This is a genomic window from Pontibacter coccineus (assembly GCF_030546575.1).
Lineage (GTDB): Bacteria > Bacteroidota > Bacteroidia > Cytophagales > Hymenobacteraceae > Pontibacter > Pontibacter coccineus.
Genome location: NZ_JAUOTN010000010.1, coordinates 191304 through 205185 on the forward strand (window position 1 = coordinate 191304; position 13882 = coordinate 205185).

At 53.5% G+C, this 13882-nt stretch carries 10 protein-coding genes; 5 read left to right on the forward strand and 5 right to left on the reverse strand.

Features of this window, described 5'->3' with window-relative positions:
- Positions 1-6 precede the first annotated feature (6 nt).
- Positions 7-453: a DUF421 domain-containing protein gene (locus tag Q4E40_RS19440; protein ID WP_303414685.1), complete on the forward strand. Its 447-nt coding sequence runs from the start codon at positions 7-9 to the stop codon at positions 451-453.
- Between the two features lie 80 nt (positions 454-533).
- On the opposite strand, the gene Q4E40_RS19445 is transcribed toward Q4E40_RS19440, so the two are convergent.
- The 3 genes from Q4E40_RS19445 to Q4E40_RS19455 all read right to left on the reverse strand — a co-directional run bounded on the left by Q4E40_RS19445 (position 534) and on the right by Q4E40_RS19455 (position 2559).
- Positions 534-1079, reverse strand: a complete 546-nt coding sequence (locus Q4E40_RS19445; protein ID WP_303414687.1) for an SRPBCC family protein — start codon at positions 1077-1079, stop codon at positions 534-536.
- A 203-nt stretch (positions 1080-1282) separates the two neighbouring features.
- Positions 1283-1813: a hypothetical protein gene (locus tag Q4E40_RS19450; protein WP_303414689.1), complete on the reverse strand. Its 531-nt coding sequence runs from the start codon at positions 1811-1813 to the stop codon at positions 1283-1285.
- A 62-nt stretch (positions 1814-1875) separates the two neighbouring features.
- On the reverse strand, positions 1876-2559 hold the full coding sequence (locus Q4E40_RS19455) for a hypothetical protein (RefSeq protein ID WP_303414691.1): 684 nt from the start codon (positions 2557-2559) through the stop codon (positions 1876-1878).
- Between the two features lie 131 nt (positions 2560-2690).
- On the opposite strand from Q4E40_RS19455, the gene Q4E40_RS19460 reads away from it, so the two are divergent.
- The 4 genes from Q4E40_RS19460 (at position 2691) to Q4E40_RS19475 (ending at position 6565) form a co-directional block, all read left to right on the forward strand.
- Entirely contained in the window at positions 2691-3359 is a 669-nt protein-coding gene (locus Q4E40_RS19460) for a hypothetical protein (protein WP_303414694.1), read from the forward strand.
- Positions 3360-3422: 63 nt separating this feature from the next.
- Entirely contained in the window at positions 3423-3668 is a 246-nt protein-coding gene (locus Q4E40_RS19465; RefSeq protein ID WP_303414696.1) for a hypothetical protein, read from the forward strand.
- 146 nt (positions 3669-3814) lie between these two features.
- Positions 3815-5194: an NAD(P)/FAD-dependent oxidoreductase gene (locus Q4E40_RS19470; protein WP_303414698.1), complete on the forward strand. Its 1380-nt coding sequence runs from the start codon at positions 3815-3817 to the stop codon at positions 5192-5194.
- A gap of 15 nt (positions 5195-5209) precedes the next feature.
- Entirely contained in the window at positions 5210-6565 is a 1356-nt protein-coding gene (locus Q4E40_RS19475; protein ID WP_303414701.1) for a 4Fe-4S binding protein, read from the forward strand.
- 631 nt (positions 6566-7196) lie between these two features.
- On the opposite strand, the gene Q4E40_RS19480 is transcribed toward Q4E40_RS19475, so the two are convergent.
- Complete coding sequence (locus Q4E40_RS19480; protein ID WP_007652719.1) at positions 7197-7442, reverse strand: hypothetical protein; 246 nt, start codon at positions 7440-7442, stop codon at positions 7197-7199.
- Between the two features lie 365 nt (positions 7443-7807).
- Positions 7808-13618: a carboxypeptidase-like regulatory domain-containing protein gene (locus Q4E40_RS19485; RefSeq protein WP_303414705.1), complete on the reverse strand. Its 5811-nt coding sequence runs from the start codon at positions 13616-13618 to the stop codon at positions 7808-7810.
- Between the last annotated feature and the right edge of the window lie 264 nt (positions 13619-13882).

A 13882-nucleotide genomic window follows, 5' to 3' on the forward strand; every position in this document is an offset into this window, starting at 1 on the left:
TACGCTATGGAAACCGTTATCAGAGGATTGCTTTTGTATGTGTTCCTGATGATTATTTTCAGGGTAAGCGGTAAAAGAACCTTGTATGAGGCCACGGTCTTCGACTTTGTGCTCTTGCTGATCATTGCCGAAACGGCAGAGCAGGCGCTCGGTGGCGAGGATAAGTCTGTCACCAATAGCTTTTTGCTGATCGTTACGCTTCTGCTGGCCGACATCAGCCTTTCGCTTCTCAAGCAGAAGTTCAGTTACTTTGGAAAGGTACTGGACGGGGTACCGGTCATTATCCTGGACGATGGCAAGGTGCTGCACGACCGGCTAAAGAAAGTGCGGGTAGATGAGTCGGATATCATGGAATCGGCCCGGGAGCTGCAGGGTCTGGAGCGGCTCGACCAGATCAAGTACGCCATTCTGGAAAAGGACGGCAAGATCACCATCATCCCGAAAGAGCAGTAGCGGCAGGAAATAAAAAAAGGTATAGCTTTTCAGGCTATACCTCGCGATCCCCATATGTGTCAGGCGTGCAGGCCGGATGCTTAATTGTCAGTCAATACATGCTTCGACTCCACTTCCTTTTTGATATTATCAAGGCCATCCTCAAACTCCTCCCCCACGGTACTGTCGATCAGCAGGCCTGAAAACTTCCGGATCGGGTTGTCTCCTATGTATTGTTCAAAATGCCAGGTTAGCTTTGTGCCTTCCTCTGTCTCCTCCAGTATAAATGTGCTGTGTGCTTTATCCTTTTTTTCGAATTCGAGGTTGGTAACAAGCCGGCTTGGTGGCTCTGCTTCTACTATCGTGACAACGCCCTGCCCGATACTCCCCCGTTCGCTCGTCCAGTTATAGCGCGCGCCTACTGTCGGGCCGGCATAGCTGATTGATTTATCCGGAGCAATACGGTGGCCTGGCAGCCATTTGGGCCAGTTGCGCAGATCGCTGAGCTGCTCATAAGCCACTTCGGCAGGTGCGTTGATAATGATGTCGCGCTGCAGATGGATCTGGCGAGGCAGACAAATGGAAATAACGCCCAGAATAGCGATTAAGGTGGCGGCTCCTAAAAGTAAAGATTTTAATACATGCATATAAGTTTATGGTAAACGTAAAATATCATCAATTCAAAACAATTTAATCCAATTTATGAATTATCATAAGAAATGAAAAAAACCACAGCTGTTACGCTGTGGCCTTTCTCAGATGGAAATTCAATACTAATGTATAGTGACTTATACGCAACAGTCGGAAAAAGTATACAAAGGCGTCTTATCATTTCTCCGAGTGAGTTCTATTAGTACCGGCCACTCTGGCCAGGGGAACCGTAATGGTCATCGCCGAAATCCCGGAACTCATCGGCTGTGCCGTAAGAAGCGTCGTGACGGTAACCGTGGTTGCCCCGGCTGTCGAAGTTGCGGTACAGGTCACCCTCCTCCGGGTTGTCGTAGTTCGGGTTATACCCACTGCTGTAGCGGTATCGGGTACGCTCGAAACTGTCGGGGTTGTAGAACTGCGGATTGCCCCGGCTCACCCTTCCCAAGTCATTCTCGGAGCCGTGCGGGAGTCCGTACTCTTCGTGCCGCGGCACACCACTGTAGTTGTTGGTTTCATAGGTGGTGTTGTAGTAATCCTCCCTGTCGCCGCGGTAATTACCTTCGCGCATGCCAGACTCTTCATACCTGGCGCGGTACTGCTGGCCGGCACCTTTATTTTCTGGTCGTCTCTCCCAGTCGTGGCGCTCGTTGCGGTAGTACTGTTGGCGCGGATCCCCCTGATCGTAGGGTCGACTAAAGTCATCGTAATGCTGATCTCTGTAATCTCTCATAGTTATATTTTTAAAAGGACAGCCGCAGAAGAGCACCCTCCTGCGGCTGTATGGTTTATAGGTTAGTGTCGGTTATGTCTGTCTTCTGAGCGACGCTTCGGACGGTTTTCCTGCCCCCAGCGGCTGAGGTTGCTGTAGTGAGTGTCCTCGCCAAAGTGATCGCGGCCCTCGGTGTGGTTACGGCCTGCAAAGCCACCGCTGTAGTCGTTGTCATAGGCTGGATTGTTCAGTTCGTAGCGGCGGTAAGACTCATAGTCACCCATAGAAGAATGCCCCTGGAAACTCTCTGAACCACGTCTGCGGCGCCCTACATCATGCCCAAAGGACTCGTCGTATTGTCCGGAACGCGTCCAGGTGTTGCCCTGACGACGTAGGTCGTCATAGTCGCGGTTGCTGTAGTCGGCCTGCGGATCGTAGTGGCGGCCTGAGTTCCGGTCGTCGTTCGGCACATAGCTCATCCCATAGGGGTTGTCGTTTCTCCTGCGTCTGTTCGAAGTATAATCTTCGCCGCTGTACTGTGCTCCGCCCGGCTGAAAGCGTCCCTGACGGGAACCGAATTCATGGTCTATGTTGGTGTTGAAAGATCTGGTATCATAGTAATCGTCTTCCTGCTCACCATAACCGCTGTTGAAGCGCGAATCCACGGTGTAGTTGCCGCGGTCTGAGTTTTCGCCATGGTGATGGTTGTGCACCCAGCGCGGCTCCATATTGCGATTATCACGGTTTTCTTCTCTGTTGTTTCTCATAGCGTTGTGGTTTAATTTCAACATAATCCAGCTACTGTTTACGGGCATGCCCCCGCTTTGGGTTAAGGACAAGCCCTAAACTCCCAACCGGATTGTGCGTTTATAGAGGGTGTACCAATCAAGATAAAACTATGGACAGCTATAATAATTGGCAGGACAGGCCAGAGGATCGTCACCGCGACAACCGTCTTCCGAATGAATCGCAGTACAGAGGCGCTTACCGCCTGGACGAAGACGGACACTACAGCACTTACAACCGCAACCGCCAGGGCGACATGGGCAATCATGACCGCCACAACGATAACCACGGAGGAGACTACGTGTACCGCCGAAGCCGCAACCTGCAGGACAACGACGGCTACACACAGCGCCAGTACCAGCAGAGCTACCGCGGCGACAGTTCACGGCAAGGAGTTGAAAATAACTTTGGTGGACGCTATGGTGGCAGCGCAGGTATGCGCGACAGCCGCTCAGACTACAACGAACGCAGCGGAAGCTCTCGTTTTGATAACCCGCATTATGGGGACGATTACGTACATCATGCTTCCAGCAATTTCGACATCAATTACGGCCCCGACCACCTCCCGTATAACCGTGGCGAGAACTATGGCAACATGGCCGGCTCCCTGAGCTATGGCTATGACGGCGGCTACAACTCCGATCCGGACTACAACCGCCGTTACAACCCGCTTACAGGGGAGCTACGATGGCGCGAGAGCGATTACCACCAGCAGCGTAAGCCGGGTCGCTACGGCCCACCGGACCTCACAGCCTCCAACCCGGATTATGACCGCTACTAAGGTATAGCCATAACCTTGGAGGCAATTCAGAGTAAAACTTAAGACAACTAAAACAGCTTGAAGATGAACACAGATAAGATTAAAGACCAGAACAAGGATCAAAATAAAAGCAATATAAACGAGGGCAACAAAGTGCCGAACATCCATCCGACCGCCAAGAAGGATTCATCAGAGCAAATTGCGCGCTCAGAGGAAAGTGACCAGGCCGGTCGCAGCACGGGCAACGAGCCACGTAGCAGCGGACGCCAGGGCGGTAAAAGCGTGGAAGACGGCGGACAGGATGCTGGCAGTAGCGCCGGCAGCCACTAGCATTTAAACAGATTTACAAAGAGGGAGGCTGGGAATGACCTGGTCTTCCTTTTTTTATGGCTGCCCTTATTTCGTATCTTTGGCTATACCTGCTCTGCTGCAGCAAGGTATAAGGTATAGTCGAAAAGTCGGCACAGGTGTTTTCAATGGAGAAGATCAAAGCACAGGAGCACTTAGTCATCATTGGCAACGGCATTGCGGGCGTTACCCTGGCGCAGCATGTGCGGCAAGGGAGCGACTGCCGCATTACGATGGTGTCGTCTGAGTCGCCGCTGCATTTTTCCCGCACCGCCCTGATGTATGTGTACATGGGCCACATGCGCTTTCAGGACATTGTGCCCTATGCCGACTGGTACTGGCAGGAGCAGAAGATCGAGCTGGTGCATGATTATGTGGAGCGGGTGGAGACGAACGACAAAAAGCTGGTGCTGCGTAATGGTGCTCCCCTGCACTACGACAAACTGGTACTGGCCACCGGCTCCAGCGCCGCCTACCACGACTGGCCCGGCCAAATGCTGAAAGGGGTACAGGGTCTTGTCTCGCTGCAGGACCTGGAACAGATGCAGGCCAACACAGCAGGTATACAAGCGGCTGTGATTGTTGGCGGCGGCCTGATTGGTGTGGAGATGGCCGAGATGCTCCGTAGCCGCGGCATTGCCGTGACCATGCTGATCCGGGACGAACTCTACTGGAACAATGTGCTCCCGAAAGAAGAGGCGCAGCTCGTGACCGACCACATCCAACAGCACGGCGTCGAACTGTTGTTGCAGGAAGAACTGCAGGAGATTCTGGCTGACGCATCTGGTCGGGTACGCGGTCTACGGACGCGCAGCGGCAAGGAGCTACCCTGCCAGTTTGTGGGCATCACCACCGGCGTAAAGCCGAACATAGATTTCCTCAAAGGTGCAGGTATAGACATCGACCGGGGCATCCTGGTAAACGAGTTTTTCGAGACCAACCAGCCCGGCGTATACGCTCTGAGCGACTGCGCCCAGTTCCGAAACCCCGCTCCGGGCGAGCCCAAGATGGAGCAGCTCTGGTATACAGGCCGGCTGCACGCCGAGGTGCTGGCTTCTACCCTGCTCGGCGATCGAAAGCCTTATGAGCGGGGGCCCTGGTTCAATTCAGCCAAGTTCTTCGACATCGAATACCAGACCTATGGCATTGTTCCTGCGCAATTCACAGAACAGCACGAATCGCTGTACTGGCAGAACGAGGCGGCGACCAAGGCCATCCGCTTCCTCTATGAAAAGGGGACAGCCAGGCTGCTAGGTATAAATTTGCTCGGCGTACGCTACCGTCACGACCTGTGCCACCACTGGCTCCAGCAAGGCTATACCTTGCATGAGGTGATGCAGGAGCTGCCGGCCGTCAACTTCGATCCCGAGTTTTTCCAGCGCTACGAAGAAGAGCTCCTGCACCAGTACTATACCCGTTTCCCGGACCGACAGCCACCCGTCAAACAAAACACGTGGTGGGAGCTGCGCAAGCGTTTCAGCCTGTTTTCTGACTCTACTTCTTGTTAATTACCGATCATACTCATGCATACTGCCGCTATTTCCCATCCTACTGCCTCCTCTTCTACTGTTTCGCAGGATACCATGAAAATGGCAGGCCTCATCCTTATCAGCATCGGGCTGTTGGGTATACTGGTAGCAGCTGTGGGAGCTGACTATATCTCTCCTGTCTTGACCGGGCTAGGTGGAACGATTGTCTTCACAATTGGCGCTTTGGTATACATCTGGCAAAGCCGCCTGCATAGATCATCCGCTGAACAAAACCACGGGCTTTGGCAACAGGATGCTACTTCCCGGGGGGCTTCGGCCTGGGTAATTGGTTTTGTACTCACCGGTTTTTACGTGTTGCTCTATTGGTTTCCGGACACACTGCAAGGATTGATACAGGCCATGGAGCCCCTGAGCCAGTGGCTGCGTGGCAGACCGAGCGACCAGTGGTTCTTGTACGGCACTTTCTATACCCTGGCCATTCTCGTGATGGGAGTACACGCCTTGCTCAAGTACCGTAACAGCCGCTACCACATTATCCGCACCATCTCGGTCATGTTTTTCCAGTTAGGTTTTGCCTTTCTGTTGCCGGGTCTGTTGCTGATGCTCAATAAGCCAGAGTACTATTTCACTTACTTCTGGCCACTCAAGTACGATTATCTGTTTCCGGGAACCATAGATTACCTGGTGCGTGACGGCGCAGCGTTGGGCGTGTTCATGGTGTTCTGGGGAGCCGTTTTCTCATTTCTGGCCACACCAGTGCTCACTTATTTCTATGGCAAGCGCTGGTACTGCTCCTGGGTGTGCGGCTGCGGCGGACTGGCCGAAACCGCCGGCGATCCGTACCGGCACCTTTCGGACAAAAGCCGCAAAGCCTGGCGCTGGGAAGTGGCCATCATCTACCCGATACTGGGATTCGTCATCCTCACGACGCTATTTCTTTGGATCAACTCCTGGAGCGAAGGACGTCTACTGGGTGATTTGTCGGGCGGCTTTGCCAGCACCTATGGCTTCTTTATCGGTGCGATGTTTTCGGGCGTAATCGGCGTGGGCTTCTATCCACTTTTGGGCAATAGGGTCTGGTGCCGTTTTGGCTGCCCGATGGCCGCTTACCTGGGCCTGCTGCAAAAGCATTTCTCCCGTTTCCGCATCACAACTAATGGGGCACAGTGTATCTCCTGCGGCAACTGCTCTACCTATTGCGAAATGGGCATCGATGTGCGCTGGTATGCGCAGCAGGGCGAGCCGATCATCCGGGCATCGTGCGTGGGCTGCGGCATTTGTGCGCATGTTTGTCCGCGTGGCGTACTGAAACTGGAGAACGGTCCGCGCGAAGACCGCTATGCAGGCTCTCCGATGATCAAGCGCGACGAGCTGCGGATTTTGAGCTAGAACCCATCGGGGGCTGCTAGCTTATACCTGAATTTGCATTTTCCGTCTCTATTGAAAGACAGAGGGCTTAGGGATTAATTGCTTCTTAATACCAACTCCTAAAGGTTAGAACTGTTTCATGCTAAGAAAATAAGCGCAATGCTTTCTGTTATTCTGTAAAGAAACCTGGGTAAAGGGAGGTTAAGCCATGTTATAGTCGGGAGCAGGCCCAGTTCCGTCAACTTAAGCAAAGGTTAACTTAAGCTGTCATCTCGAAAGAATTGAGAGATCCGGATTGTTCCAAAGCCTATGTACTAACTCAGATTTCTCCCGAAACAAGGCCCCCTACCCCAGCCGAAATGACTAAAAATTCCTTAAGCTAACGGCATTGGGGAGAAGACCCCTCTTTACCAGGATTTCTTCAGGATAACAAAAATGCCAACGCTCCCAAGGGGGCAATCCTTGCTAATAGAAAAGGCCTCAGTAGCCTTATCTGAGGCATTTGGCAGATTTCATACAATAGTAAACCCATCTCCCAATCGTTTAGCTCATATGCTTCAATAAAGCTTAAACGCATCGCGGGCACCTGCTTTTGACAAGTGCCCGCGATGCGTTTAAGCGAACAGGTTAGCCGGGGCTATACCTGTAGGTACTACTGCAATTCTTCCTGCTCCATGTATTCCCACATGGCATCTTCGCTGGCGCCGATCTTAGCCGCATAAAGCAACATCGTAGTATAAACGGCGATCAACAAAAAGCTAAGCGGGATAGAGAATACAAAAGACACAACCAGCGTCTTTACCGGATCGGGCTTCGTTTTCATTTTGGTAGATGCATACCAAAAAAAACAGATGTTAAAGATGCCGGCAAGCGCAATAAAATTGATGATATCTAACATTGGCTAAAAGTTAAATGTTGGTCTTGATTCTTCCCGAGGAGTGTAGCATTTAGGGTATAAAGCCGAAAAGTACACCTTTTAGTTCAAATCAGGTCGTGTGTTTTTGTTGTCAGGTATGAATTGACTATGTGCTTATACTTAAACACCATAGTGCAATTTAGGAGACATAAATTTAATTCACAATAATTGTTACAAATAATTTTAACAATATATTAACAGTGCCTCAAAAAGGCTTTTATAAAGCCCTAACAGCGCCCTTTCTATTTACAAGGACTTAAACCTTAGCCAGTTACCTTACAAGAGCGTCACACAGAACTTTACCCTTTCCCAAAATAAAACAAGCCATTGCAGCGTATTTGCCTGGCCTATTTAATGCTTATATCCCTCAGCCCGGTACGCCCATAAAACACCGGAAAATACATCAGCTCCGCCTTGGCCGGATTGAGCGTATAGGCTCCGTTGTAGCGTGGCAAAAGTTTGATGGTATAGGTATGCTTGCCTTTTGGCAGTCGGTCGGCAAAAATGGCGACTTTGTGCCGGAAATATTCCCGGTGCACTTCGTACGGTCCGCGGCCTGTTTTCTCATCGTAAGAGCAACCGGCAGGTATAGGCACTTCAATCAGCACGTAATCCGCATTAGCTTTGGCCTCTACTTCCACCACCAACTCAACCGGCTTGCCAGCTTTTAAAGTGGCCTGGTTCGCTATACCATTAAAGGAGGTCTTCACCACAAAGTCTTTCTGCACCGGCTCCGGGCTAGCGTTCCAATGGGTTTGGTAGGCGGTCAAGTATAGCGGAAGCTTACCGGTTTTACGAACCACCAAAGGCTGACCCGGCAGGAAGGTGGTATCTACAGGGAAATTGGTGGCCTCTAGACTCAAAGGCCCCGCCAGTTGCAGGCTGTTATGAAGCGGCGGCTGATCCCCATCTTTGGCACTTAGCAGATCGGGCAGCAGCGTTTCCAGTATACGGGCCGACTCGTAGGTATTGCGCCAGTGGCCGTTGCGACGTTCACTTAGTAAATAGGCGCGAATGCTGGCTAGCTCCTGTTCGTGGCCGCCCGTTGCTTTCAGAATGTTATAGGCGAGGAGCGTGTTGGAGATGTGGTTGTTAGAGAGGCTATACCTTCTTTCGCCCCAGTGCAAACCTCCGAGCGTCGTCACCTGCTTGTACTTCTGCAGCGTATCGAGCGGGGCCTCCAGCTTAAGCTTCTGGCGCATACGCGTCAGGCGCAGCTGTTCTTCTAAGGACAACCCTTCCCGTTTCGAGAGCTCTTGCACGTAGCGGGTATAATCGACCTTGGCCTGTAGCTTGTGCAGGGTCTCGAGCATCATCAGCTTGTCTGTGAAACGGGCCTGTTCCAGCCGGTAGACCATAAAATCCTGCAGCTTCTGCTCGTCATACCTCGGGGCGTAGCCTTCCGCTTTGGCCAGCGACAGCGCCTCTACCACGTGGCTGGTGATCCAGGTATAGGCTGGGCCGGACTGCCACCAGGTCCAGGCGCCTTCCGGCAGCTGGGTTTTTTCAAGGTGGCGCACCAGCCTTCGCACCATGCGTTCGTGCTCAAACTTCTCCCCTAGCTGCTCCCGTATGCGCTTTTCCAGCAGCAGCCCTTTCAACTTGGAGGCTGCCTGCTCGCTGCACCAGTATTCGTACTGATGCAGGTAGTCGATCTCCTCGAGCATCACCTCCAGCAGATTGCCTTTCGCGTGCAGCTTCACAGGGCCTTTGGCCGGGTCGAAGTCCAGAGTTACTGTCGTGTCGGCGTGCAAAGCCAGGAAGTGGCCGGTGGTTTCCTGGGTACCTTTCGGGTATACCGGGATGTGGCGCCGCTCGCCGTCGGCCATCCCGTCCGCTGATCGCAATGCAAAGAGCACCTCCACCGAGTCTGGCGCAACAGATGGAGCAGTGAATGTGAGGGTATCGGTAAAGGCACGCTTCAGCAATATCTGGCGTTCGCGGACCTGCTTGCCCGCCACTTCAAACCGGGTGCTGACGGTGGCGGAGTCTGGCAGGTAGTTGAGTGTCTTGCCTATGACCTGCGTCTTGTCACCCTCCACCAAAAAGCGCGGCATTGCCAACGTGGCCATCATGGCTTTAAATGATTTTATGCTGGTGCTGAAAATGCCCGTGCGCTTCTTGCCGTCCATGCCCAGCACATAGGTGTTCCAGCTGGTAATATCGCCTGGGAAGGTAACCGGGAAAGTAGCCTGGCCCTTGCGGTTGGTGAGCAGGCGTGGCTGCCAGAAGGCGAAGTCCGAGAAGTTCTCGCGGATGGCACCCGCCTCGTCTACCGGCAGCTCTGCAGTGAGCCCCTCGGGCCCGCTTTTGCCGCCGATGATGATCACACCGCCCGCCGCTACGGAACCATAGATCGCCATTCCGGCCTCAGCATCCAGCTTTTTCATGGAAGCGATCAAAGCCGGATCCAAATCCGACAGCTCGCCGCTGTAAGGTACTCCGTTCACAATAATAAGCGGCGAGCGGACGCTTTGGACAGAGGTATTGCCTCTGATGCGTATACCCGCTGCACGCCCCTCTACTACAGTGGCAGCAGCGTATGTCATACTTTTCCTCTCCTGCGCACCATAGCCTACCACCACCACTTCCGAAAGTTGTTTCATATCCACTTGCAGACTAGTATCTACCACCTTTCTGCCCTCTGCAGCTATTTCTGAAGTTACATACCCAATGTAGCGGAACACCAGCACGGCATTGGCAGGCACGCCAAGCTGATAAAAGCCGTTCGCATCGGTAGCCGTACCGATGCGCGTGCCCTTCACCAGCACAGCCACGCCCGGCAGCGGCTCGCCTGAGCCTGAATCAACGACTATACCTGATACGGTCGTGCTGTATTCGTTCAGACCGCTGGTATAATTATCATTGCGCATCTGTCGGATTAGCTGCTGTTGCACCTCTATACCTACTCCACGTTGGGCTTCCCTGATGCGTCTGTTGATCAGTTGCTGTAGCGCCTGGCTATACCTGTCCGATTGCTTCTGTGCATTTGGCTGCAGGTATAGCTGCACCTGCCCGTTTGCCTGCACACGCAGGTCGGTGGCTACATAGTTGCTGTCCGGAAACAGCAGCGCTAACCGGTAGTTGCCAACCGGTATACCTGTCACCAGCAGCGTATTGCCGCTGTAGAGACGGGCGGAGTCGGGGTGACCAGCCTTGTGCAGCACGGCAATGGCGGGCATCTGCGTAAAGGCGCTGTCCAGTCGCCAGCCAACCCGGCCTTTGGGGAGGTATTCTTCGTAGCGTGGATTATTGCCCAAAGCCTTCTGCAGCCAGAACTGCCTTTGCAGTTCGTCCCACTCCTTCTGCAGGTGCTGTTCGGTTAGTGCTTTGTCGTGAAGCGGCACCGGGTTTCGCACCTTTTTGTTCCAGGCTCCGAGGTGAACGTGCTCAGGCAAGAGTTTGCGCTCCCGCATTTTAAGGAGTTCCCGCTCAAAGGTATAGTTGTAGCCTGCCTCCAGTTCGAAGGTGGTGTTGAACTTGCTATACCTGGTAAATTGCAGATAGCCCGGTGAGAAGGGACCTGCCAGCAAAGCTCTTTTAGAGGAGTAATAATAGTTGTTTTGGGAAGGGTTATCCTGCATGTGCAGCACCCGCCGACCCTGCTTCAGGTAAGCCAGGTCGCTGCCGAAATTCTGCTCCACCTGCAGCAGGTAGCCGTGCAGGTTGTTGCGCTCCCGGGCCGAAAGGTAGTTTTCCCGTTCAGCTTCCTTTGCATAGGGCACAGCAGCCTGGGTAAGGTCAGCGCTCAGCACCAGTTTGTGGTAAGGCCGCAGGTATACGCTGTCGAGGGTGATCAGTTTGTCGGCTGTGCGCATCACGATGGCATGGTAGCCACTGTCGGCCGCAAAAGAGTAGGCCGGCACCACGTCCGTTCCGGAGAAGTACACCGGCACCCGGTCGAGGTAGATCACATGCACCGGCACCACCCTGCCGGAGTCCACCACAAAAGGCGAAAACTGCGTGAGGCTGTCGCGGGAAAGGCTGTACTCTGTAAAAATGCCCTGCTTAGGGTATAGGAAATCGTAGTAGGCGATACTGTCCAGCCCCATGCGGCGGCTCCATACCTGCCAGTCCATCAGCTGCGAGGCGGCTTTGGCTTCGTTTTTCAGCCGCAGCTTCTGGTACGGCTTGCGGCCTTTATACCTGTCCCAGGAGGGTAGCGTGGGCACACCCTGCGCCGTGAATTTGGAGGTGATGGCATAGGCGGTGAGGTCGGCGTTGGGCACCGGCTTGCCTTTGGCGTCGCGCACGGTCACGGTCAGGTCGCTCTGCTGACCCGGGTATACTACCTGGGGCGCTTCCACCTCTAGATTCAGGGTATACCTGCGGTGCGGTGCCACCTTTTCATCTGACCGGATCTCGCCACCCCACATGTAACGGAAGGTCACGAAATAAGGATCATCGCCGCGCAAGGCCTGGGTATAGCGAAGCTCCCGCTCCTGCCCTTTGCCCTGCTCCACCAGCTTGTCGCCCCGGTACACGAAGAACCAGTAAGGCAGCTTCCGCGGGTTGTCCAGCACAAAGTAGAGCGAGTCGTTGCTGCGTTCGGTATAGGCCTGCACCTGCGCATTCTCCGGGTTAAGGGCAAGGGATGCCTCCTGTTCGGGGGTTTGCAGAACGTAGCGGCGCACGTAGGGGTTCACCGGCATACGGTACGGCAGTTGCACCTGCTGTTCCAGCACTTTATTGCCTTTTGCGTCTACGGCGACCAGCTGCACCTTTTGCGGGATGGGCCTGTCACCTTCCAGATACCGGGCCAGCAGACTATCTCGCGAGAGCGTGAGTTTCAGCTGCCCCGGCATATAGGTATAGCTGGCCTCACTGGACTGGAAGCTGCGCTCGTTGCTGCTGTTCAGGAAATCAGCCCTGACCTGGTAGCGCAGAGAGGCCTTCGGGAAAGCCGAAGCTGGGATGGTAATGCTCGTTTCACCGGCAGACTCCAGCGGCTGACGGTGCTTCCAGAGTGTGTCCGGCACAAACACCTGCTGCTCCCGCGACCCGAATACCTGCCGGGTGAGCACCACTACCTCCACCCGGGCATCGAGCAGGTTGAGGCCGTTGGCATCCGTGCCGCGCACGTGCAGTTGGTTCTCCACACCGGCCTGGTGCTCTTCGCGCGCCAGCCGCAGGGTGTACTTGTTTTCCTTCAGTTCATAGTCTTCGTAGGTGAACGAGTGACGCACCAGCACATCCTCCCGCTTATTTTTTCTTTCTAAAAACAAGTTATAGGTGGCGTCCAGCCGCAGGTTCAGGCTGTCGTGCAGCACAAACCAGCCTTCGTAAGCTCCCTTGCGGTAAGGTTCGAGCTCCCCCAGTTTCTTGCGCCTGATATTATAGCCATTCAGCACCAGCTGCGCCTTGTACGGCACCGGCCTGCCGTTTTCGTTCACCACATAGGCCTTATACCGGACGGTGTCGCCCGGCCGGTAGAGCGGTTTGTTGGTGACCAGATACCCCTTGTACTTGTCAGGTTTCTCGCGACGAAGATCCTCATCAAAAACAGAGGCCACACTGCGGATCCACCCTTGCGGTTCTCCCCAGCTAATGGTTCTGTAAACATCCCGAAATGGGCGCCAGGTATAATAAATGGGCCAGGTGTTGATCAGCCGTTGCCACCACTTTGGTTTGTAAAGTTCGTGCTGCGGGGCAAGCTCCTCATAAAAAGTATGGCCCTGGTGGCTGACACTGACAATCCCCTTCTTGGGTCCATTCTTCAGTCTGTAAGTGTTTGTTTTGCTATCGAACGGCACACGCTTCTTGCCGGCCATCACCTGCGCATCCGTCACCAGTTGCCCCAGGCTGTCGTGCACCAGCAGGGCGAGTTCCGGTTGCAGGTGCAGGAGCTTCGCCTGCCATTTGCTTTTTGTCTCCAGCCAGTACACCAGGTCAGGTCCCTGGGCGTGCATGTACAGGTAGTGACCCTGTGGCAGCGGCTTTGTGTAGGTCTTGCCAAGCGCAAATGAATCAACCACGGTATGGAAAAAGCTGCTTTTCACCACCTCCGGTCCTTTTTCATACATCTTCAGGGCCTGCTCATCAGAGATTTGGTAGATGTAGGTATATGGGCTGCGCAGCTGGGACTTGGCAAGGCGCCCCTGCGGGAAAGCGGGCACTGAAAGCAGGAAGATGAATAGCAGCAGTAGTTGTTTTAGCATAGCGGCGGAATCAATTCCTTATCAATATACTAAAAATAGTATATTTCTGCTCCTTCCTGCTCATTCAGTCTTTGTAACACGAAGCGAAGATTTCACAAGCTCTTAAAAATCCCCGCAGCCAATGCATTCTCGCCATTATTTCACTTTAACAGCAAAGCTTATCTATGGGATAGTGTTGGTATAATTCAATTAAATGAATACCTTTTTATAAACACCAACGTGTGGACCAACAACAAAAATCATTATTCTAATGCATTAACTAAT

Excerpts from the sequence above, each read along its gene's own strand:
- Q4E40_RS19440 (WP_303414685.1), top strand. The coding sequence starts at position 7 with ATGGAAACCGTTATCAGAGGATTGCTTTTGTATGTGTTCCTGATGATT.
- Q4E40_RS19445 (WP_303414687.1), bottom strand. The coding sequence starts at position 1,079 with ATGCATGTATTAAAATCTTTACTTTTAGGAGCCGCCACCTTAATCGCT.
- Q4E40_RS19450 (WP_303414689.1), bottom strand. The coding sequence starts at position 1,813 with ATGAGAGATTACAGAGATCAGCATTACGATGACTTTAGTCGACCCTAC.
- Q4E40_RS19455 (WP_303414691.1), bottom strand. The coding sequence starts at position 2,559 with ATGAGAAACAACAGAGAAGAAAACCGTGATAATCGCAATATGGAGCCG.
- Q4E40_RS19460 (WP_303414694.1), top strand. The coding sequence starts at position 2,691 with ATGGACAGCTATAATAATTGGCAGGACAGGCCAGAGGATCGTCACCGC.
- Q4E40_RS19465 (WP_303414696.1), top strand. The coding sequence starts at position 3,423 with ATGAACACAGATAAGATTAAAGACCAGAACAAGGATCAAAATAAAAGC.
- Q4E40_RS19470 (WP_303414698.1), top strand. The coding sequence starts at position 3,815 with ATGGAGAAGATCAAAGCACAGGAGCACTTAGTCATCATTGGCAACGGC.
- Q4E40_RS19475 (WP_303414701.1), top strand. The coding sequence starts at position 5,210 with ATGCATACTGCCGCTATTTCCCATCCTACTGCCTCCTCTTCTACTGTT.
- Q4E40_RS19480 (WP_007652719.1), bottom strand. The coding sequence starts at position 7,442 with ATGTTAGATATCATCAATTTTATTGCGCTTGCCGGCATCTTTAACATC.
- Q4E40_RS19485 (WP_303414705.1), bottom strand. The coding sequence starts at position 13,618 with ATGCTAAAACAACTACTGCTGCTATTCATCTTCCTGCTTTCAGTGCCC.